Consider the following 19,557-nt stretch of genomic DNA (forward strand, 5'->3'; position numbering starts at 1 on the left):
CCCGGCATCCCGCGAGCATCGTGGAATTCGCCTTTGCCTCAGCCATGCCAGTCGCCTCCGGAGTCAGTTTCGCGTCTGCCGCCTGGCTGCCATGTAGCACAGCTTCGCCCCGGTTGTGGAGTTCCGCAAACGTCCGCGAGGCTGGACAACGCGCCGGTCTGCGGTTAGATGACGATCTTAGCGGGAGGACGCGCCATGTCCACTAAGCCAGCTTCCGAATCCGCCCTGCGGGCCCGTCTGAAGCATCCGGTGATCGACTCCGACGGCCACTGGGTCGAGTTCGGGCCGGACCTGATGGACTATCTCAAGGAGGTTGGAGGAGCGCGCGCCGCCGACGGCTTCAAGAACCGCCCCTACGAGGGATGGCATCTGACGGTCCCGCTCAAGGAGCGGCGCGAGCGCCGGCTCGATCAGCCGGTCTGGTGGGGCCTGCCGACCAAAAACACGCTCGACCGCGCGACCGCGATGCTCCCGAAGCTGCTCTACGAACGAATGGGCGAGCTGGGGATGGACTTCGCGGTGCTCTATCCGACCGCCGCGCTGCGCATCCCGTTCATCGCCGACGAGGAGACGCGCAAGGCGACCTGTCGCGCGTTCAACCGCTACTCGGCCGAGCACTTCCGTGAGTATAGCGACCGCCTGACGCCGGTCGCGATGATTCCGATGCACACGCCGGCGGAGGCGATCGTCGAATTGGAGTACGCGGTCAAGACGCTGGGGCTCAAGGTCGCGATGATGCCGAGCCTGCTCCGCCGTCCGATTCGCGCCGCGGCCAGACCCGGCGGCGAGCCCAATCCCTACGCGCAGTGGCTCGACGTGCTCGCGCTCGACAGCGACTACGACTATGACCCGGTTTGGGCGAAATGCCTCGAGCTTGGCATCGCGCCGACCTTTCATACGGTATCCAAGGGCGTCGGCACACGCATCTCGCCCTCGAATGCGGTTTTCAACCATATCGGACACTTCGGCGCGGCCGGCGAGGCGGTCTGCAAGGCGCTTTTCCTGGGCGGCGTGACGCGGCGCTTTCCGAAGCTTAAGGTCGCCTTTCTCGAGGGCGGCGCCGCATGGGCCTGCGGGCTCTACAGCGACCTCATCGGCCATTGGAAAAAACGCAATCCCAAGGCGCTCGGGGACATCGACCCCGCCAATCTCAATCGCGAGTTGCTGGCGCAATTGTTTCAGCGCTACGGGGGCGCGGCGCTGGCCGCGCAGCTTACGCGCTGGAGACCCGAGGGCGAGGCGTACTCGCCGCGGACCGCCGACCCCGGCGCATCGCTCGACGACTTCGAGCCATGCGCGATCGAGCGCGCGGAGCAGATCCGCGATCTCTTCGTCCCCAATTTCTACTTCGGCTGCGAAGCCGACGATCCGGGCAACGCTTACGCCTTCAACACGCGGGCGAATCCGTACCGCGCGCGGCTCAACGCGATCTTCGGCTCCGACATCGGCCATTTCGACGTTCCCGACATGACCGACGTGCTGACCGAGGCGTGGGAGCTGGTGGACGAGGAGCTTATCAGCGAGGCCGACTTCCGCGACTTCGTGTTCGCCAATCCGGTCCGGTTGTGGGCGGGCACTAACCCGGATTTCTTCAAGGGCACGGCGGTAGAGCGGGAAGCGCGCGCGCTGCTGGCCGAGGGCTGAACGAAGCCGGGCGCCGTCAGGCGAGTTCCGCGCGGACAATGCGCGCGCCTTCCACCATCGCCTTGAGTTTCCCAAGCGCCACGTCGCGCGCGATATATTTCATCCCGCAATCGGGCGCGATCACCAGGCGTTCGGGCGCGACGAATTTCAGCGCCGCGCGGATACGGCCGGCGACCGTCGCCGCGCTCTCGACCGCGGGATCGTCGAGATCGATTGCGCCGAGGATGATCGTCTTCGAGGGCAGCTCTTTCAGAATCGCGAGGTCGAGCCGCGGCTGCGCGGCCTCGATCGACACCTGATGCGCAAGGCAGTTCTCGAGTTCGGGCAAGAATGAGTACCCCGACGGCTTGTCCTTCATGATGTAAGCGTAGCCGAAGCAGAGATGCACGGCGGTCGTGCCCGTGACTCCCGCAAGCGCACGATTTAGCGCAGCAAGCCCGTAGCGCCGCGCCTGCTCGGGGCGCGCCTGCATGTAAGGCTCGTCGATCTGCACCACGTCGGCGCCGGCGGCGAAGAGGTCTCTGATTTCGGCGTTGACCGCCTCCGCGTACGCCATCGCGAGCGAATCCTCGTCGGGATAGTACGCGTTTTGCGCCTGCTGCGTCATCGTGAACGGCCCGGGCAGCGTGATCTTGACCTTGCGCGTCGTGTGCGCGCGCAAAAACGCGAGGTCGCGCACCTCGACCGGAGCAAGCCGGCAAATCGGACCCGAGACCAGCGGCACGACGTCGGGTTTTCCGCTCCGGCTGATCGCGCTACCGGGACGCTCGCGGTCAACGCCGCCGAGCGCATTGGCGAGCCGGTTGGAGTAGCTCTCGCGGCGCATCTCGCCGTCGCTGATGATATCGAGGCCGGCGCTTTCCATCTCATGGATGGCGACGATGGTGGCGTCATCCTGTGCCTGTTCGAGGAAGCGGTCCGCGATTCGCCACACCTCGCGCGCACGCACGCGCGGCGGCGGCCGCTTGGCCAGGTTTTCGCGGTCAATCAGCCAGTCGGGCTGCGGATAGCTGCCGACCACGGTGGTCGGCAGAAGCATCCGTTCACTCATGGTGTACCCTCTCGCCAGCGCGATGGCGGACTAATCGACGGCGGCGATTACGTGCCTCAAACCGCGCAAATCATGACGCCTTCGGCGCGTTGCGGCAACCGGTTGCGCTTGACGATTGACAAAGAAGTAGCTCATCATCCTCACGCGCGGCGGGGGCGAGTTTCTTTACTGCTCCCGGCTGTGGGCGCGCCACGGAGCCGGGTTTCAAACCCACCAGCCGTCCGAATCACGAGGCTATATGAAATTCTACTTCTTCCATCTGATGCCGTGGCCGGACCTTCCTGCCGACTTCAGCGACAAGAGCAAACACCCTTCCGCCTGGGTCACTTTGTCCAATCGGTACTACGACGCGGAAAAGGGACATCTTCTCTATAACCGCTATCTCGACGAACTCGAGTACGCCGAAAAGCTCGGTTTCGACGGGGTGTGCGTCAACGAGCACCATCAGAACGCGTACGGCACGATGCCGTCGCCGAACATCATGGCGGCTATGCTGGTGCGGCGAACCAGCCGCATGAAGATCGCGATGGTCGGTAACGGGCTGCCGCTTCGCGATCATCCCCTGCGGGTCGCGGAGGAAGTCGCGATGCTCGACGTCATCAGCGGCGGCCGGATCATCTCGGGCTTCGTCCGCGGCATCGGCGACGAATACTACTCGATGGGCATCAATCCCACGTTTTCCCAGGAGCGCTTCAAAGAAGCTCACGACCTGATTGTTCAGTCGTGGACCAGGCCCGGACCGTTCGCATTCGAAGGCAAGCACTACCGGCTGCGCTACGTAAACATATGGCCGCGCCCGCTGCAGAAGCCTCATCCGCCGATCTGGATACCCGGCTTCGGCAGCAAGGAGACCGTGGAATGGTGCGCCGACCCGGCGCGCAAGTATGCCTACCTCGCGGTATTCATGCCGGACCATTTGGTGAAATGGTTTTTCGACGCCTACCGCGAAGCCGCAAGCGGATTCGGGTACGAACCGTCTCCTTATCAGATGGGGCACCTGTTCCCGATCTACGTGGCCAAGACGGACAAGCAGGCCTTAGAGGAAGCCGGCGAGCATGCGCTCTGGCTATATCACAAGGGACTGCGGCACAAATGGGAGATGCTGTTTCCGCCCGGATATACGTCGGTTTCCTCGATGCGCCGCATCACCGGCTTCGCGCACGAGCTCAACTGGGAAGCGATGGACATAAAGGAACTGAACGACAAGGGCTATTGCCTGCTGGGCAGCGTCGAAACCGTCCGCGAACGGCTGGTCAAGTATATCAGGGAGCTTAATTTCGGCCTCCTGCTGCCATTGCTTCATTTCGGCGATATGCCGCACGACCGCACGATCAGGAACATGGAGCTGTTTGCGTCCGACGTGATGCCCTTCCTCAAGCGCGAATTCAAAGCGATGGAAGACAAGTGGTCGCAGGCGGCATAGGAGCGGAGATGACGCCTCAAGAGAAGTTCGTCAACGTGCGTGGCGCCCGGATTCGTCTTCTCCGCGCGGGATCGGGAGAGCCGCTTCTATACCTTCACGGACTGCTTGGTGAAGTGCGATGGCTTCCTTTCTTCGATCTGTTGAGCCGCCACTTTACTATCTACGTTCCCGAACATCCGGGCTTTGGAACTTCGGAAGGTCTGGAGCGCGTGGAGACCGTCGATGACCTGGCTTTTCACTATGCCGATTTGCTGGACGAACTGGATTTGCAGCGCCCGCACGTCGCGGGCCTTTCGCTGGGCGGATGGATCGCCGCGGAACTCGCTGTTCATTACGCGGATCGCGTGCGCAAGCTCGTCCTGATCGACGCGATGGGGCTTAATGTCGCGGGCAATTTCATCCCGGACATTTTCGCCGCAAGCCCGGCCGAGACGAGAGCGCTGCTTTTCGTTGATTCGAATTCTGCGCTGGCCCAGAGCCTGGTCTCCGACTCGCCTTCGCCGGAAATGCTCGACCTGATGCTGACCTGTCGCCAGGCCACCGCCAGGGTCGCCTGGAATCCGTATCTGCACGATCCGAAGCTCGCGGATCGGCTCTATCGAGTGAGGGCTCCCACGCTGATTTTGTGGGGTGAGGCCGACCGTCTGCTAACCTTGGAACACGGGCGTCTCTACGAAGAGAAGATCCGGGGAGCGAAGCTTTCGATCGTGAAAGGATGCGGGCATCTGCCGCCGCTCGAGAAGGCTGACGACACGGCACGTTATACGCTGGAGTTCCTCAATTCATAGATGGCGCCGGGCCGCGCGGCCTGGCGGTCAGCGGGCGGCTTCGAGCGCCGCGCGCACTCTCTGGCACTCGGCCTGCAACTGAACCAGGAGGGCCCAGGCGCCCTCGAGCGCGCCGGCGCGCCCTTTCATCTCGAGCGCGCTCGCGAGCGCCTGCATCCGCGAGGCGCCGAAGTTGGCGGCGGTGCCCTTCATGTGTGCGCGGTGAGCCTGGCGGCGCCCGCGTCTCCCTTGGCAAGCGCCGCTTCCGGGGTCACCAACCGGCCGGGCACCTCGTCGATGAACATCTGCACCAGGTCGCTCAACAGGTCTCCACCCTCTTCGCGGAGTTCCTGGATGGTCTTGTCGTCGATGGGTGGCCGAGGACTCGGCGCAAAAGAGTTCGGTCAAGATGCTGCTGCCGATGGTGCTGCTGATTCTGCCCGCGATGCTCATCATCATTCTCGGTCCCGCCGTCATCCAGATTTTCGAGCTGATCATGGGCGCGGGCGCCTAATCTCGCGTGCAACTAAATAGGGGGGGGTGTCGGGGGCAGTCGCCGATTGAGCAGCGATCAGCCGGCGGAGGTGCCGGCCGCACGCCATATCACGGGAACGATCGACAGTGCTGCGGCGATCGCCCAGTCGCCCGCCGCAATCGGCGCGACCTGCAGAAGCGAGGCCGCCGGAGCAAATGTCATAAAGACCGGCAGGCTCGCAGCGACCGTCGAGGTCACGATCCAGAAACTCGCACGCGCCGGCAGCGGAGTCTTCCACCACGCTCGGTCACCTGCCACCTCGGCCCACATCAGGAACAGGCTCCCGACAATTAGCACCACCATCGCTGCCGCCCGCGCGTAGGCCACGCCGCGGCCGAGGCGCGCCGCGTACAGGGCGAGGGTCACCAGCGTCAGCACCGCACCCGAGCACGCCGAGCGCACAACACGCGTGCGGCCGATCAACGCAGCGCGAGGATCGCGCGGCGACCGCCGCATCAGGTCCGATGGACCCGGCTCGCCCTCGAAGGCCAGCGCGGAGACCGGATGCACTATCAGTTCGAGCCACACCAGCACGACCGGCAGCAATAGAATTGGCAGCCCCAGGATCGGTGCGAGCAATGCCAGGCCCACCAGGGCGAATTTGAACCCGGTCAGGTATCGGAGCGAGTGCTGGATATTGCCGAACACACGGCGTCCCTCGCGCACGGTATGCACCAGGGCGGCGAAGTCGTCGTCCAGCAGGACGAGGTCGGCGGCCGCGCGCGCGACCTCGGTGCCGCGCCTTCCCATGCTCACGCCTATGTGGGCTCGGCGCAGCGCGGGCGCGTCGTTGATGCCGTCGCCGATCATCGCGACGATCTCGCCTGCGCGCACCAGGGCGTCGATAATTTGATATTTCTGCTCAGGCTGCACGCGGGCAAAGATGCTGGCGCGGCGCGCGAGATCGGCCGCCGCATCCGCACCGAGCCGCGCGAGATCGGAGCCGTTCACGATCAAGCTATCGTCATGGATTATTCCCGCAGCCTCGGCCACCGCGTGAGCCGTCAACGCATGGTCGCCGGTGATTAGCTTGAGCTCGACTCCGGCCGATTGGCATTCGCCGACCGCGGCCGGAACTTCCGCGCGCAGCGGATCGCGAAAGCCCAGCAATCCGTACAGCGCAAGGTCGCGCTCGTCCTGCTCGCGCAGGCCGCTGAAGCCGGCGGGCGCTTGCGCCGAAGAGCCTTCAGCGCCCGCGGCGACGGAACCGGCGGAGGCGCCGGCGGCGGCTAAACGGCCGGCGACCGCGATCACGCGCATCCCCTGCCTGGCCATCTCCGAGTTCATCGCCAGCGCGCGTTCGCGATCGGCGAGATCGACTCTGCAGTGTTCGAGGATCCCCTCGAGCGACCCCTTGGCCACAATGCATGCGCTTCCGGCAGCGCCGTCGCCGCCGGAAACGCGCGTCCACACATGCGACATGTGCTTGCCCGCGATATCGAACGGATAGTCGTAGGCGAGTCTCCACTGTCGATGTAGCGTTTCCACGTCGACGCCGTGGCGGCGGCAGTACGCGAGGATTTCCCGCTCGAGCGAGTCCATCGCGCCGGGCTCGCAGGCGAGCGCAGCGGCCTCCAGCAGCGCGGGCTCGCCGAGCCGTCCCCCCTCAAGCGCGCGAACGACCTCAAGCGCGAATTTGCCGGCCGTGAGCGTGCCGGTCTTGTCCATGCAGATGACGGTGGTCGAGCCCAGCGTCTCGACGCTCGCCAGGCGCTTCACCAGCACGCCCTGCCGGCTGAGCCTGAGCGCCGCCAAGGTCAGGAAAAGAGTCATCACGACGACTATTTCCTCGCACACCGCGGACATCGCGAGGCTGACCGAGTAGAGCAGAGCCTCGCGCGGCGGCACGCCACCAAGCCATCGCACGGCGAAAATCGCGACCGAAAGGGTGAGTGCGATCCCGACCAGCCATCGCGCGGCGCGCGCCGTCTTGATTTGCATCGGCGTCGCCTCAAGTTCGCTCTCGCCGACCAGGCGGGCGAGGTTGCCGAAGCGCGTGCGCCGGCCGGTGGCGGTGATTTCGCCCACGCCCTGCCCTGCCAGCACCATCGAGCCGGCGAAGAAGAGGCAACTATCGCCAGCTTCGACGGGAGAAGCGCCGGGATGCGCGGTTTTTTCCCGCGGCTCGGATTCGCCCGTCAGTTGCGATTCATCGAGCGCGAGGTTCGCGGCGTTGCGCACGATGCCGTCGGCGTGCAGGATGTCGCCCTCGCGGAAAAGCAGCAGATCGCCGGGCACCAGCTCAGCGGTTGGAACTTCCTCCGGATGTCCGTCGCGCAGAACTCGCGCCCGCGGCGCCACGGCGCTCGCGAGCTGCTTGAGTGCGCTCTGCGAACGCGCCTCCATCAGCACGTCCACGCTCAGAACCGGAACGACGACGGCCGACAACACGGCCGCTTCATGCAGCTTGCCAAGCAGCAGGTAAAGTAATGCCGCCCCGGCCAGCATCAGCGCCATCGGATCGGCCAGCATCGCGAGCCACCGCAAAAGACGCGCGCCGCACGCGCGTTCGACCATCGTGTTGGGGCCAAACTCGGCGAGCCGGGCTCTGGCTTCTTTGCTGCCAAGTCCCGTCAGACTGGCGGCGACTGCGGCACCTGACGACTCACCGGCGGCGTCGGCGCCGCCGGCGGCGAGGTTGCCGCTCGCGGCAGCGTCGTCGTCATCCACCGGCGCGCCCGAGGCTCTTTAGCCGTCCGACGATCGACGCGCAGGCCGCTTCGAGGCCGCGCTCCGTATCGATCACCAGATGGCTGGAATCGGGGACCTCTTGGAGCGCGGCGAATTCCGGACGCTGGCGCAGATAGGTCGCTACGCCCGCGTCGGAAACTTCATCGGTGCGGGCGGCACGCGCCGTGAGACGGCGCACGATCTCATCGCGGCTCGCCATGCATTCGACGAACAGCACGGGCACGCGAGCGCGCGCCGCAAGCGCCAGTGCCCGGGCGCGATAAACGGACGCGGCAAAGGTCGCGTCGACGATCACGCCGGCGCCGCTGCCGAGATGCGCTGAGGCTTCATCGAGCAGGGCGGCGTAGGTCTTTTCGGTGAACTCGCGGCTGTAGGCGCCCGCCCCGTAGCCGTCGGAGAGGCGCACGACGGGCGCGACGCCAGCGAGCCGCTTGCGGATTTCGTCGGAGCGCAGCCAATCGAATCCGAGCCGATCCGCGAGGCGGCGCGCCACGGTCGATTTGCCGCTGCCCGCAAGCCCGCAGACCACGAGCATCGCGGGTCGCGACTCGCGCGCGAATTCGAGCGCCAGCGCGACATAACGGGCCGCGGCGGCGCCAGCGGCGGCGCGATGCTCAGGCTCGACCGCAGGGTCCCGGCTGGTCAGGCTCTCGACTTTGGCGCGCACCAGCGCGCGATGGAATTTGTAGAGCGGGATCAACGGCGGAAGGTCGGCATCGCCCGAGGCTTCGCGATATGCTGCGACCAGCTCGTCCGCCAGTCCGTGGGCGCCCAAGCGATCGAGATCCATCGCGAGAAATCCCACGTCGGAGGCCGCGTCCACGTAGCGCAGGCTATCGCTGAACTCGACGCAGTCGATGATCGTGATCTTGCCGCCGGCCAGCGAGACGTGTTCGCAACGCAAGTCCCCATGGCCCTCGCACACGCGGCCGCCGAGGGCCCGGCGGTTAAGCAGGCTCCAGCGAGCTTCGATCGTGCGATGGGCGAAGCGTTCGAGCTCGTCCAAATCGGCCGGTGCGAGCGTGCGCGCGCACTCGAGCGCGAGCTCGCCAAGGTTTCCGCGCACCAGGCGCCAGATCGCGGCTGCGGCGCCATATTTCCATCCCCGATCGGAGGAAGCTGTACGATGAAATGCGGCGAGCCGCGCGGCGACCGCGCGAATCTGCGCCACGCTCGCCTTGCCCTCGGCCACCATCCGATCCAGCATCGCGTCTTCGTCGAGCCGGCGCATCCGGACCGCCCACTCGACCACGTCCTCGGTCCCGGCCGCCGCCGTGCCGGCCGTTCCCAGTGCGAATTCGCCGTCGCGGCGGCAGAGGATCGGTACGACGTCGAGGTAGACGTCGGGCGCGAGCCGCCGATTAAGCCGGACCTCTTCGAGGCACAGTTGGTGGCGCCGATCGAGCGTGCAAGCGTCGAGAAACGGGAAGCGAACCGGCTTCTTTATCTTGTAAACGTAGTCTCCGGCGAGAAACACGTATGAAATGTGGGTCTGGCGCAGCTCAACCGTGCGCGGACGCTCGGGATAAATCTCCGTGCGCAACATCGCGCCCACGATCTCGGGCAGGTCGCCTTGCATGGCCTCGGCGCACTGCGTTCGCGTCGGCATCACGGTCACCAGGGCATCCGTATCGGCTAGTCTCAGCGCGCGCGGCGCTCAGGTCGTCTCCACAAACGCGCGCAACACGTCGCTGGTCGAGATGACTCCGACCAGACGCTCGCCCTCGACCACAGGCAGTGCTCCGATCTTGCGCTCGAGCAGGAGTTTGGCGGCCTCGTGAATCGGGGTCGTGGTCCCAACCGTAACGACTTCGGTGGTCATCGCGAGCCTGACCTCGGTATGGTCGAGGTAACCCTCGTGGCGGCGCAGATCGCGATCGGTGATGATTCCGGCGAGCTTGCCCCCGCTCACCACGGGCATTGAGCGGAAGTGGCCGGAAAGCATTTTGGCTCGCACGGCCGCGAGCTTTTCGGCCGGCTCGGCGCTTATCGGATCGGGCGTCATCCATTTGGCGACCAGGTGCACGTCGGACTCCTGGCGCTGCACGGTCATGACCGGACAGGTGGCGTCGCGCAGCACTGCCTCGGCCACGCTGCCGAGCAGCATCCGGCGCACGCCCTTGCGACCATGGGTCGCGAGGACGATCAGATCGGCCGCAATCTGCCGCTCCAGGGCCAGGATCTCATGGGCCGGGTCGCCGATCCGGGTCATCAATTCGCATTTGACCTCCGCGCGCTGGCGTTGGACGATGGCCTCCATCTTCTCCTGCGCGATCTTTTCCTGGTCCTTGTAGATGTCCACGTAATTGGGCATCCCGGTCGGCGCGATGACCATCGGGACGACGTGTGTGAGGAACACTGTCCCGCCCGTCTGCGCGCCAATCCGCATCGCCGACTCCAGCACCGCATGCGCAGTCTCATCGAACTCGATTGGGGCGAGGATCCGTCTGTATGGAAAAGCCATATTTTACCTCCATGGCTGGCGGGCTTTGCCGACACGTTTTCGGTATCCGAGGAAGCCAGAGTCGTGCCAGCGGAAGAATGGAGCGGATAGTGAAATCCTTGTCGGATATTCGAGTGATGCGCCCTGCGAGCGTCAACATTGCGTCCAACGGATACACGGATCGACTCTGTAACGAATGAACCCGCACGCAAAAGGAGCAACACGCAGGCCAGGCCGCAAAAATCCTGGGATTTCAAAGGCTTAATCCCTGGCAGTCAAATTGCAGCGCGATAGAAGTGAACGAAAGAAATCTCGCGGGAGAGGCCAGGACCATGCGTGTCGAACATTGGATGACCGCGAATCCGCTCACCGTCGAGCCGCACACTTCAGTTGTGCACGCGCGCGGACTGCTCAAGGAGCATCGGATCAACCAACTGCCCGTGATGCTTAACGGCAGGCTGGTGGGTATGGTGACCGACCGCGACTTGCGCGACGCGATGGTTACGATCCGCACGCTCGCAGAAGATTCGCCGGATCATCCGCAGGCTCGGCGACAGTCTCCGGAGGTCACCGTCGACACGGTAATGACGGGCAACGCGATCACGATCGAACCCTACGACACGATGGAACGGGCGGCGGTCTTGATGCGGCGCGAACGGATCGGCGCGCTGCCGGTGGTGCATCGCGGAGAGCTCCGGGGCATCCTCACCCGCACCGACGTGCTGCGGGCCTTCCTCGCGCTGGCGAACCACGAAAGGAAGAGGGGTGTTCACCGGCCTTGGGAAGAAACCGGGCAACCACGCGACGTGGTCGCGGGAAGCGCCGGGCGCCGGGCGCGCGCCTGAGCGGGGACGCGCGCCCGACACCCGTGCAAGGGGAGCGCGGCTTTCACTTGATTCGATATCGGCGCAGGCGGGCATAAAGGCGCTTGCGCGAGATGCCGAGCAGCTTGGCCGCGCGAAGCTTGTTACCGCCGGTCGAGGTCAGCGCCCGCCGGATCAGGTCGCACTCGGTATCGCTGATGCTCAGCGTACCGGTATTCGCTGCAGGTGCGCTCTGCATGGCGGGAGCGAATCCGGCGGCAATCGCGATCGCCGAGGGCAGGTCCGCGCGGCGGACCATATTTGACTCCCCGAAGGTGAACGCTGATTCGATCGCGTTGGAAAGCTCACGCACGTTGCCGGGCCAGCTGTAACGGCTCATCGCCTCGAGCGCCTGGGGCTCGACCCCGATTATCGGCGCTGCCCTCATCGTGCGCCGGTTGAAGAGCGCGATGAAATGGTCGGCGAGCAGCGGTAGATCCTCGAGCCGCTCGCGCAGCGGCGGGACCTCGATCAGGTTGACCTGGAGTCGATAGTAGAGGTCCTCGCGCAGGTGGCCCTCGCTGACCGCGGTCTGCGGGTCGCGATTGCTCGAAGCGACAACCCGCACGTCAAACGGCACTTCGCGGGTCGAGCCTACCGGCCGTACCGTGCGCTCCTGCAAGGCACGCAGCAGCTTGCTCTGGGTGGCCGCGCTCATCTCGGTGATTTCGTCGAGAAATAGCGTGCCGCCCTCGGCGGCGCGAAACAGCCCCGGGTAGTCGATCGCGGCGCCGCTGAAGGCGCCGCGCTTGTAACCGAAAAGCTCGCTTTCGATAAGGTCGCGCGGAATTGCGGCGCAGTTGAGCGCAACGAACGGAGCCGTCGGGGTGCGCGAACACTCATGCAGCGCGCGCGCCACCAACTCCTTGCCGGTGCCGCTTTCGCCGACGATCAGCACCGTGCCGCGCACGCCTGCCGCCGACTCGATCCGCGCGCGCAGCCGCAGCATCGCCGGCGCCACGCCGACCAGGCCATGAAAGTTCGTCCGTGGCTGTCCGTCAAGCAGGTCGGCTTCTTTCTCGAGGCTCTCGATGCGCGCCGCGGCGAGCGCCGCCTGATCCCTGAAATACGCTTCAGAGAGCGCGATTATGCGGCAGTGGCTGACCTTGTCGAACACCCGGTACATCGAAGGATCGACCGCGGGCGGAAAATTCGCGATCGCACTCTCCTCGAACAGATGCATCGAGGCGACGACCTCGGCGAAGGGCACCCGCCGCTCCGCGAGCGCCACCCCGATCCGGCGCATCCGGATCACGAACTGCTCGAAGGTGCCTGCGCGCAGCGTCTCGGTGGTGGCATCAAGGTCCAGCCCGCAGAGCTCGAAGAACTCGCTTTGCGCGAGGGAACGTTCTTCGCCGAAGTGGAGCAGGTAAAGCTGATACCAGTGCTCTAGGACTTCTCTGCGATGAGTCGCGAGCGCTTCCATGATCGGCGCAAGCTCGGCCAGCTCATGATCCCAGAGCAGGTGATAGTAGCTGAGTTTGCCGACGCGCGCGGACGGCACGGCGGACGGCCTGGCTTGCGCCGGAGACGAACTCATAAGATTACTCCGGCTCGGTAAGCATGCATCGCTTTGGCCACGAGTCGCGCGGCGCCGCTAATTACTGCCAGGCGCAACCTCTCGCGGCCTGACCACCAGTACGGGCCGCGGCGAGCGGCGGATAACTCGCTCGGCGACGCTGCCGATCAGAAAATGGCTCACCCCCCTGCGGCCATGCGTCGCCAGCACGATCAGGTCGGCGTCCATATCCTGGGCCTGTCCGAGGATGCCGTCGGCGGCCTCGGCGCTCCGTGTCTCAATTTTGTAGGTAACGCCTCGCCCTTCAAGATGTGCGGCCGCGAGTTTCTCGAGCTCGGCCCGCGCGGTCTTCTCCCAAACCGGATAGGGATCCATCGGAATAGGCGAGAACTCGGTGGCGTTGAGCGGAAGCGGCGTAACGTGCAGCAGGCAAAGCGTCGCGCCGTATTCCTTGGCTATTTCACGCGCAAAATGCACTACGGTTGGCGAGGATTCGTCAAACTCTACCGCGCAGAGAATTTTGTTAAAGAGCTTCATAATTGCTTTGGTTTTCGTCTCATCGAAAAACTGAACGCAAAAGCCGGACCATCGTCGATGTGACGAAATGGCGATATCTGGCTCCAACTCGCCTTTCTGCCACGCACTTGGCGCCAATGGATACAAAACATCTGACGCCAATAGCAACACATATTCCGTAAAAAAACGGACCGGCACAAATATATCGTGACTATGAGCTGCTGTTTCGGCAATCGGTTGGCACTGATCAGGCTGAGCCAACGGGGCGGATAAATACGCCGCGGGGACGAGCTTCGCCCATGCCTTCTCGGGCATAGTCGTTGCTGTCTGCGGCACAGCTCTGATAAGGCGTTGCGTCACAAGGGGGGATACTCATGGCATCTTCAAAGGCTGGAGTGTGGGGGACTATCGCGCTCGTGGCGATGGTCCTTGGGATGGCTACGGTGACGGCCGCGCCCAAGGCGCTCGCGGACGATACCGAGGCGCAGGCCAAGGCGCTCAAGCAGGTCGAACGCGAGCTCAAGCAACTCCGGGCCGATCGCGCCCGCGACCGCCAACTAATCGAGAAGCTCGAACAAAAGCTCGACGACGTCGAGTCGCAGAACCGCCAGGTCCGCACGAGTAATCAACAGCTCCAGAGCACGACCCAGCAACTGCAGAACAGCGACCAGCAGCTCCAAACGAAGACCGATGCGGAGCTCAAACAGATCCAGGCCCAGGTGGCGGCCGGCCCGACCGAGCCGCAAATCAACCGCTTGCTCGCCGGCTATTGGGGTACGCATCAGTTCACGCTCACGGGCGGCGCTGCGATCGACTACATCTACGACCACAAACTCAACCAGAACACCTTCAGCCTCGACTTCGAGCCGATCCTGCTCTACCGCCCGACCGACTGGATGGCATTCGAGGGGACCTTCGAGGCCAGCTATGATCCCGGCTCCGGCGCTTCGTTCGACGCGCCGGTCGCTACCGCGCAGATCTTTCTCAATGACTACGTGGAAGCGGTGCTGGGCATCTTCGACCAGCCCTTCGGCGACTTTTACGAAACCCAGGGGCCATTCTGGGTCAACCGCTTCATCACCGCACCGCTGCCCTATGGCGCCGCCGCGCTGGTGCCGCCGACCGACATCGGAATGCAGCTGCGAGGTGCCTATCAGTGGGGTCAGCTTGGGCAAGATGCCGACTACACCGTATGGGTAGCCAACGGCCCGAGCTACGATTCGTCCTTGCCCGAGCCGGTTATCGGCCAGGAGCTCAACGGCTCGACCAACATCCAAACGAACACTAACGGCAGGGCATACGGCGGACGGTTCCGCGTATATCCGTTTCCGCTCGACAGCAACCTGGGACGGCTGGAGCTGGGAGCCTCGACGTACAACGGCAAGTGGCAGAACGGCCTGTGGCTGAACGCGTGGGGCGTGGATTTCGCCTACTTGCGTAACAACCTGCAGACGCGCGGTGCCTGGATCTCGGCCTATCGCCAAATGCCGGCCGGATCGGGTCCCGACAATCGCCAGGGATGGTATTTCCAGGTCGGCTATTTCCTGAACGGACTGCACCTCCCGGGCCTCGGCCAGTTCGACCAGTATCTCGCCAAGCTCGAGCCGCTGGTGCGCTATTCGGGAGTCAATCAGCGCGCCGTGGTCACCGACGAGATCGCAACCAATCCGAGCTTCGGCTTTAGCGGCTCGCCCTCGATTTTCGCGCCGCACGCGCGCGAAGTCGCGCTGGGCCTCGACTACTGGATAGCGCCTTCGATCGTCTGGCAGACCGAGCTCGATCTCGAGTTGCCGCGGGCCGGCGGCACCACTTACACCTTCAACGGTGCGAGCACGCCCACGGTAGGGAGCGTCGGAGCCACGCCGAACGATCAGGCGATCCTGACGCAATTCGCGATCGGATTCTGAGGCGAACTCGTGAAGAACGAGATAATCATGAGGGGCGGAATAACAATGACCTCACCAGGCCGAAACATGATAATTCGACTGATCGCGATCCTGCTGCTCATGCTCAGCGCTGGCTCGGCGCTGGCGCAGCAGCCTGAACAGGAGCAACGCGCCCTCTTCAAACAGGGCGCGAAGCTGTGGCCGGTCTATTGCGCGCAGTGCCACAACGCGCGTCCGGGCTCGGAGTTTTCGCCCGCGCAATGGAATATCATCATGATGCATATGCGGACCCAGGCTAATCTTCCGGCCCAGGACGCGCGCGCGCTGACCGAGTATCTCAAGAGTTCGCACTAGGCCGAGTGGAAATCCAATCCACAAGGGACGAAAGGAGACCGATACGGCAAATGAAGAACCTGACGATTCTGCTGGGTGTTGCGGCGATGGTCGCGCTGACGAGAGTGCCCGCGCGCGCCGACAGCGCCCAGGACAACTACACCGCCTACTGCGTAAAGTGCCACGGGCCCGAAGGTCATGGCGACGGACCTTCCGCCGCCTCACTGGCAACCAAGGCTCAGGACTTCAGTGATTGTGCGGCGATGCAGAAGATCTCGGACGATACGATGTTCAAAGTGATAAAGGGCGGCGGCGCCGCGGCGGGCCTGCCAGGTGATATGCCGAGTTGGAGCGACGGTCTCTCCGACGCGGAAATTCACGACCTGGTTGGCTTCGTCCGCACCTTTTGCAAAAAGAAATAAGCGGCTGCGGCGCGGACCTACGGCTCATCGAACGCGCGCCACTGCGTGCGCTTGAGCACCGTCGGCTCTTCGGATACCTTCAGCCGGACGGCTTACGCCGAAATACCATTTAGCCACCGGCGGGCCCATTTCGAGGGAGGGGGTTTCTGATGAGCGCAACCAAGTATCTCGCCGCCGGCGCGGCACTCGCGATCTTCTGCACGCTCGGGGCGGCTCGTCCGGCGGCGGCGCAAACCAAGAGCTCCGCGAAAACGCAGCGCCAACTGGATATCGCCGCGGCGCGCGCGGACCGTAAGGCGATCGTCGGCGCAAATATGAATCTCACCGAAGCGCAGGCCAAGGCCTTCTGGCCGCTGTACGACGCCTATGAAGCCAAGATGGATAAGCTCGACGATCGCCATGCCGCCGAAGTCAAGTCCTTCGCCGAGCACTATCAGACGCTGACCGATGCGGACGCGACCAAGAAGCTCGACGAGGTGATCGAGATCAAGCAGGCGCGCCTCGACGTGCAGAAGGAGTTCGTTCCCAAATTCCGCGCCGCAATCTCGTCAATCAACACGACCCGCTTTTACCAAATCGACAACAAGCTGGCCGCGATGATCCAGTGCGACATAGCGCAGATCGTGCCGCTCGCCCGCCCGGGCGCCAAGACCGCGAACGAATAACTGCGGCGGCCGCGCTCTCAGGCTAGCGGAAGTCAACCAGAAAAAACCCAACGGGGGAGCCGGTTGATTTGGCTTTATAGGCATACGCCGCGCGGCTGTCGCTCGCGCGGCGTATGCTCTCGCAGAGTTATTTGCCTTGCGCGCTCAGGTTTTCGCACCGAGCCGGATCGCCGTGGTGCAGTGGTAGGCAAAGTTCTTCGCCCCGAAGCACCAGATGATGTCGTTGTCCAGCTGCGGCCGGTAGATCGGCACCTGCCCCTTGTTGTTGTCGCAGAAGCAGCGGTTGCATACGTCCTTCCCGCAGCAGTCCCGGTACGCGATGATGTATTCCTTGCCGTCGGTCGGATGCTGGCAAGTTCCCACCCACGACGTGGGCGACGCCACCGTTCCCGGCGGACAGGAGGTCAGCGCGCCTCCGCAGCAGCTGCACAGGTACCCGTCGAACCCGCAGTAGCGCCAGTAGTCGCAGCTCGTCAAATCGCCGCCCTCGCCCTCTGGCGCGCTCTGCGCCCCGCTCTGCGCCATGGCCTGCTCGACCACTCGGTTGATCGGCAGCAGCGGAATCATCATCCCGCCCACCAGTGCTTTGCCCAGGTAGCCCAAAAAGCCCCGCCGCGAGGTCCGCTGTGCTACCGCTCGCGATAGACGTTCCACCAGTAGGTCCATTCGCCGTCTCCTGTTTTGCAAGCCGCGCCGGAATCCTGCGAAGGCCCGTCGGCTGTATCCCTGCCAATTAGCATCGCTTGCACGGCGATGCCACTTGCCCGGTGCGCGCTCACGCGGACCGCGCGCTCACCTCCTACAGTCCGAACAGGGTGTATGGATGCTGTGTGACTTCGTTAACCGTGCCCATATATCTGCCCTTGAGCGCCGAGAAGATCTGCATTTTCGAATCGCTCGTCACCAGGGCAAACAGCAGCGGATTGTCGTCCCGGCTCACCTGGATCGCGTTTGAAACCAGCGGCAGCGGAATTTTGGCGACGCGCTTGCGATCGTTGACGTCGTAGACCCACACCTCCGGGCCGCCCATCTTTTGCGTCCATTCGCCGCCCTGATGCATCAGGACGAAAATCAGATGTCCCGGCGCATAGCCCGCCACCGGCTGCCATCCGCCGGGCCGCCATCCGTCCTTCTTCTCCTGCTCGCTCAGCATCGACCACGCATCTCCCGGCGCTGCCGGACTCGATCCAAGGTCCATGGGATAAACCATCCCGTGGTAGCTGACAAAGTAGGCCTTCCTGTCCATCAGCGCCGGCAATTGAAAAACCGGATCCTTTTCGACGTCGAAGAACGGTTTTTCGGTGCGTTTCTGCTCCGTCACCTTGGCGCTGTCGTCGAACGTCGTCGTCAGCATCGAGCCGTCCGCACATACGGAGGCGAACCGCCGCTCGGCCAGCACCAGGATCTCCGAGCATCCCGGAGTCTGAATCTCACCCGCGACTTTCTTGCTCTCGAGATCGACCGCGGTGACCGAGGTCGCAGGGGTCAAATTCAACATCAGCACGAAGCGCCCGTCCGGCGTCACGGCCATCGAGGTCGGATCGGCGATCGCGAGTTGGCGCTTGTTGGTGAGCGGAATCTCGCCGATGCGCGAGAGATGAGTGGCGTCGTAAACCGTCAGGACGTCGGTGCGATCGCCCTGCGTGCCGCGCGAATAAAAGGTGTCCGCCGTGTAGAAGAACTTGTGATCGGGCGCGGGCGCGAACATCGCGGCCAGCCCGCCCGAGATGTTGCCGATCACCTGTTGCGTGTCGCCGTCGATCAGCACGATCGGCGTCAGCATGATCGAGCCCGCCAGCGGAGCCATCGCCGCAACCCAATGCGGAGAGGCCGGCGGCAGCTGCAACACCGTTACCTGTTCGTTGGGCGGCATCTGAGCAAGCGCGCCCGCACCACTCCGCGCGGTCACGCCCATGAGGATTGCGATGAGAAGGAGGCCCAACCGTTTTGTCATTCCAGTTCTCCTGCACTCTTGCGTTGCGCACGCCCCCGCCGCCAACGAGCGCTGACGGCCGATCGGGCTCGTCCAGAGTTGAGGCTCCGGACGATTGCGAGGGTTGTCGATCGCGCTTGCCGAGGTAGCGCTCTGTCGGCGCTTACGCCGGCAGGAGTGACTCCTTCACGAAGTCGCGAACGGCATCGCCTGCCTCGATCAAGAAGTCTAAACTCTCCGAGCTCGATCACCTTCTATTCGGAAACCCCGCGTCTTTCCAGACCCGCGCGGCCTGCGGCCAGTGCACCCCGACAAGGCCCCTGTCAGCGTACCCCTCACAACTTTCCGGCGATCCAGATTACGTGACCGACGACATTGACGTTGTCCGCCGCCACGACCGAAGGCTCGTATGCGGCGTTGTCATTGCGGATGATCAGCCTGCCGTCGGGGCGGCGCTGGATACGCTTGATCGACAGCTCTCCTCCGGCGCGCAATACGTAAACTCCGTCGTGGCGAAATCGCGGTTCTCGCAAGTCAACCAGCATCAGATCTCCCTCTTCGATCGTTGGCGCCATCGAGTCGCTTCCCGCCTCGATCAACATGAGGCTCTTCGAATCGATGCCGATACGCCGGCGCATCCAATCAGCCTTGAAGGCCAGGTAGTCGACGATCTGTCGGCTCTGCACACTCCCTCGTCCGACCGCCACTCGCACCGAGCTGCTCGGCAGATGCACGTACTCTCCCGGCTCGGCGCCTCGCGCTTCGCCCTTAGGCGGGTCCTGACCCGTTGCCAGCCACTCGATCGAAACCCGCGCGGCGCGAGCCAGGTTGACCAGGCTGATCATGCTCGGTTGCCCGCGCCCGGA

Annotated in this window: 19 protein-coding genes; 9 read left to right on the forward strand and 10 right to left on the reverse strand. The window is 64.2% G+C overall.

Going from position 1 to position 19,557, the window contains the following annotated elements; all coding sequences use genetic code 11:
* Positions 1-195: 195 nt before the first annotated feature.
* On the forward strand, positions 196-1,644 hold the full coding sequence (locus VMI09_09760) for an amidohydrolase family protein (GenBank protein HTQ24971.1): 1,449 nt from the start codon (positions 196-198) through the stop codon (positions 1,642-1,644).
* A gap of 16 nt (positions 1,645-1,660) precedes the next feature.
* Here the strand turns inward: VMI09_09760 and VMI09_09765 are convergent, their stop codons facing one another.
* On the reverse strand, positions 1,661-2,695 hold the full coding sequence (locus VMI09_09765; GenBank protein ID HTQ24972.1) for a cobalamin-independent methionine synthase II family protein: 1,035 nt from the start codon (positions 2,693-2,695) through the stop codon (positions 1,661-1,663).
* A 238-nt stretch (positions 2,696-2,933) separates the two neighbouring features.
* On the opposite strand from VMI09_09765, the gene VMI09_09770 reads away from it, so the two are divergent.
* Together VMI09_09770 and VMI09_09775 are read left to right on the forward strand one after the other, a co-directional pair.
* Positions 2,934-4,118, forward strand: a complete 1,185-nt coding sequence (locus VMI09_09770; protein HTQ24973.1) for an LLM class flavin-dependent oxidoreductase — start codon at positions 2,934-2,936, stop codon at positions 4,116-4,118.
* A gap of 8 nt (positions 4,119-4,126) precedes the next feature.
* Entirely contained in the window at positions 4,127-4,906 is a 780-nt protein-coding gene (locus VMI09_09775) for an alpha/beta fold hydrolase (GenBank protein ID HTQ24974.1), read from the forward strand.
* 27 nt (positions 4,907-4,933) lie between these two features.
* Here VMI09_09775 and VMI09_09780 read toward each other — a convergent pair whose 3' ends face one another.
* Positions 4,934-5,098 carry an Hpt domain-containing protein gene (locus VMI09_09780; GenBank protein HTQ24975.1) on the reverse strand — a complete coding sequence of 55 codons (165 nt, stop codon included), beginning with the start codon at positions 5,096-5,098 and terminating at the stop codon, positions 4,934-4,936.
* Between the two features lie 160 nt (positions 5,099-5,258).
* Here VMI09_09780 and VMI09_09785 point away from each other — a divergent pair, with 160 nt between their 5' ends.
* Positions 5,259-5,399 carry a hypothetical protein gene (locus VMI09_09785; GenBank protein ID HTQ24976.1) on the forward strand — a complete coding sequence of 47 codons (141 nt, stop codon included), beginning with the start codon at positions 5,259-5,261 and terminating at the stop codon, positions 5,397-5,399.
* A gap of 57 nt (positions 5,400-5,456) precedes the next feature.
* On the opposite strand, the gene VMI09_09790 is transcribed toward VMI09_09785, so the two are convergent.
* The 3 genes from VMI09_09790 to VMI09_09800 are packed head-to-tail and all read right to left on the reverse strand — an operon-like array spanning position 5,457 to position 10,575.
* Complete coding sequence (locus tag VMI09_09790) at positions 5,457-8,090, reverse strand: cation-transporting P-type ATPase (GenBank protein HTQ24977.1); 2,634 nt, start codon at positions 8,088-8,090, stop codon at positions 5,457-5,459.
* Positions 8,083-9,720 carry an AAA family ATPase gene (locus VMI09_09795; protein HTQ24978.1) on the reverse strand — a complete coding sequence of 546 codons (1,638 nt, stop codon included), beginning with the start codon at positions 9,718-9,720 and terminating at the stop codon, positions 8,083-8,085. Before VMI09_09795 ends, VMI09_09790 begins: the two co-directional genes overlap by 8 nt.
* A 48-nt stretch (positions 9,721-9,768) precedes the next feature.
* Positions 9,769-10,575, reverse strand: a complete 807-nt coding sequence (locus tag VMI09_09800) for a universal stress protein (GenBank protein ID HTQ24979.1) — start codon at positions 10,573-10,575, stop codon at positions 9,769-9,771.
* 311 nt (positions 10,576-10,886) lie between these two features.
* Between VMI09_09800 and VMI09_09805 the strand changes: the two genes are divergently transcribed.
* Complete coding sequence (locus VMI09_09805) at positions 10,887-11,399, forward strand: CBS domain-containing protein (protein HTQ24980.1); 513 nt, start codon at positions 10,887-10,889, stop codon at positions 11,397-11,399.
* Positions 11,400-11,442: 43 nt separating this feature from the next.
* Here VMI09_09805 and VMI09_09810 read toward each other — a convergent pair whose 3' ends face one another.
* Positions 11,443-12,957: a sigma 54-interacting transcriptional regulator gene (locus VMI09_09810; protein ID HTQ24981.1), complete on the reverse strand. Its 1,515-nt coding sequence runs from the start codon at positions 12,955-12,957 to the stop codon at positions 11,443-11,445.
* Between the two features lie 57 nt (positions 12,958-13,014).
* Positions 13,015-13,767: a universal stress protein gene (locus VMI09_09815; GenBank protein ID HTQ24982.1), complete on the reverse strand. Its 753-nt coding sequence runs from the start codon at positions 13,765-13,767 to the stop codon at positions 13,015-13,017.
* A gap of 59 nt (positions 13,768-13,826) precedes the next feature.
* On the opposite strand from VMI09_09815, the gene VMI09_09820 reads away from it, so the two are divergent.
* From VMI09_09820 to VMI09_09835, 4 genes are all read left to right on the forward strand, one after another.
* Positions 13,827-15,359, forward strand: coding sequence for a hypothetical protein (locus tag VMI09_09820; GenBank protein ID HTQ24983.1), 1,533 nt, complete (start codon positions 13,827-13,829; stop codon positions 15,357-15,359).
* A gap of 66 nt (positions 15,360-15,425) precedes the next feature.
* A complete protein-coding gene (locus VMI09_09825) occupies positions 15,426-15,692 on the forward strand; it encodes a hypothetical protein (protein ID HTQ24984.1) in 267 nt (88 codons plus the stop codon).
* Positions 15,693-15,742: 50 nt separating this feature from the next.
* Positions 15,743-16,093: a cytochrome c gene (locus tag VMI09_09830; GenBank protein HTQ24985.1), complete on the forward strand. Its 351-nt coding sequence runs from the start codon at positions 15,743-15,745 to the stop codon at positions 16,091-16,093.
* A gap of 149 nt (positions 16,094-16,242) precedes the next feature.
* A complete protein-coding gene (locus tag VMI09_09835; protein ID HTQ24986.1) occupies positions 16,243-16,758 on the forward strand; it encodes a hypothetical protein in 516 nt (171 codons plus the stop codon).
* Positions 16,759-16,902: 144 nt separating this feature from the next.
* On the opposite strand, the gene mauA is transcribed toward VMI09_09835, so the two are convergent.
* The 3 genes from mauA to VMI09_09850 form a co-directional block, all read right to left on the reverse strand.
* Entirely contained in the window at positions 16,903-17,424 is a 522-nt protein-coding gene (gene mauA, locus VMI09_09840; GenBank protein ID HTQ24987.1) for a methylamine dehydrogenase (amicyanin) small subunit, read from the reverse strand.
* Between the two features lie 133 nt (positions 17,425-17,557).
* Positions 17,558-18,712, reverse strand: coding sequence for an amine dehydrogenase large subunit (locus tag VMI09_09845; GenBank protein ID HTQ24988.1), 1,155 nt, complete (start codon positions 18,710-18,712; stop codon positions 17,558-17,560).
* A 314-nt stretch (positions 18,713-19,026) separates the two neighbouring features.
* The coding region (locus VMI09_09850) for a S24 family peptidase (GenBank protein ID HTQ24989.1) at positions 19,027-19,557 on the reverse strand (531 nt) is incomplete at its 5' end.

This window comes from Candidatus Binataceae bacterium, from assembly GCA_035500095.1.
Lineage (GTDB): Bacteria > Desulfobacterota > Binatia > Binatales > Binataceae > JAKAVN01.

Coding starts and splice junctions, on each gene's coding strand:
- VMI09_09760 (HTQ24971.1), top strand. CDS start 196: ATGTCCACTAAGCCAGCTTCCGAATCCGCCCTGCGGGCCCGTCTGAAG.
- VMI09_09765 (HTQ24972.1), bottom strand. CDS start 2,695: ATGAGTGAACGGATGCTTCTGCCGACCACCGTGGTCGGCAGCTATCCG.
- VMI09_09770 (HTQ24973.1), top strand. CDS start 2,934: ATGAAATTCTACTTCTTCCATCTGATGCCGTGGCCGGACCTTCCTGCC.
- VMI09_09775 (HTQ24974.1), top strand. CDS start 4,127: ATGACGCCTCAAGAGAAGTTCGTCAACGTGCGTGGCGCCCGGATTCGT.
- VMI09_09780 (HTQ24975.1), bottom strand. CDS start 5,098: ATGAAGGGCACCGCCGCCAACTTCGGCGCCTCGCGGATGCAGGCGCTC.
- VMI09_09795 (HTQ24978.1), bottom strand. CDS start 9,720: ATGCCGACGCGAACGCAGTGCGCCGAGGCCATGCAAGGCGACCTGCCC.
- VMI09_09800 (HTQ24979.1), bottom strand. CDS start 10,575: ATGGCTTTTCCATACAGACGGATCCTCGCCCCAATCGAGTTCGATGAG.
- VMI09_09805 (HTQ24980.1), top strand. CDS start 10,887: ATGCGTGTCGAACATTGGATGACCGCGAATCCGCTCACCGTCGAGCCG.
- VMI09_09810 (HTQ24981.1), bottom strand. CDS start 12,957: ATGAGTTCGTCTCCGGCGCAAGCCAGGCCGTCCGCCGTGCCGTCCGCG.
- VMI09_09815 (HTQ24982.1), bottom strand. CDS start 13,767: ATGCCCGAGAAGGCATGGGCGAAGCTCGTCCCCGCGGCGTATTTATCC.
- VMI09_09820 (HTQ24983.1), top strand. CDS start 13,827: ATGGCATCTTCAAAGGCTGGAGTGTGGGGGACTATCGCGCTCGTGGCG.
- VMI09_09825 (HTQ24984.1), top strand. CDS start 15,426: ATGATAATTCGACTGATCGCGATCCTGCTGCTCATGCTCAGCGCTGGC.
- VMI09_09830 (HTQ24985.1), top strand. CDS start 15,743: ATGAAGAACCTGACGATTCTGCTGGGTGTTGCGGCGATGGTCGCGCTG.
- VMI09_09835 (HTQ24986.1), top strand. CDS start 16,243: ATGAGCGCAACCAAGTATCTCGCCGCCGGCGCGGCACTCGCGATCTTC.
- mauA (HTQ24987.1), bottom strand. CDS start 17,424: ATGGACCTACTGGTGGAACGTCTATCGCGAGCGGTAGCACAGCGGACC.
- VMI09_09845 (HTQ24988.1), bottom strand. CDS start 18,712: ATGACAAAACGGTTGGGCCTCCTTCTCATCGCAATCCTCATGGGCGTG.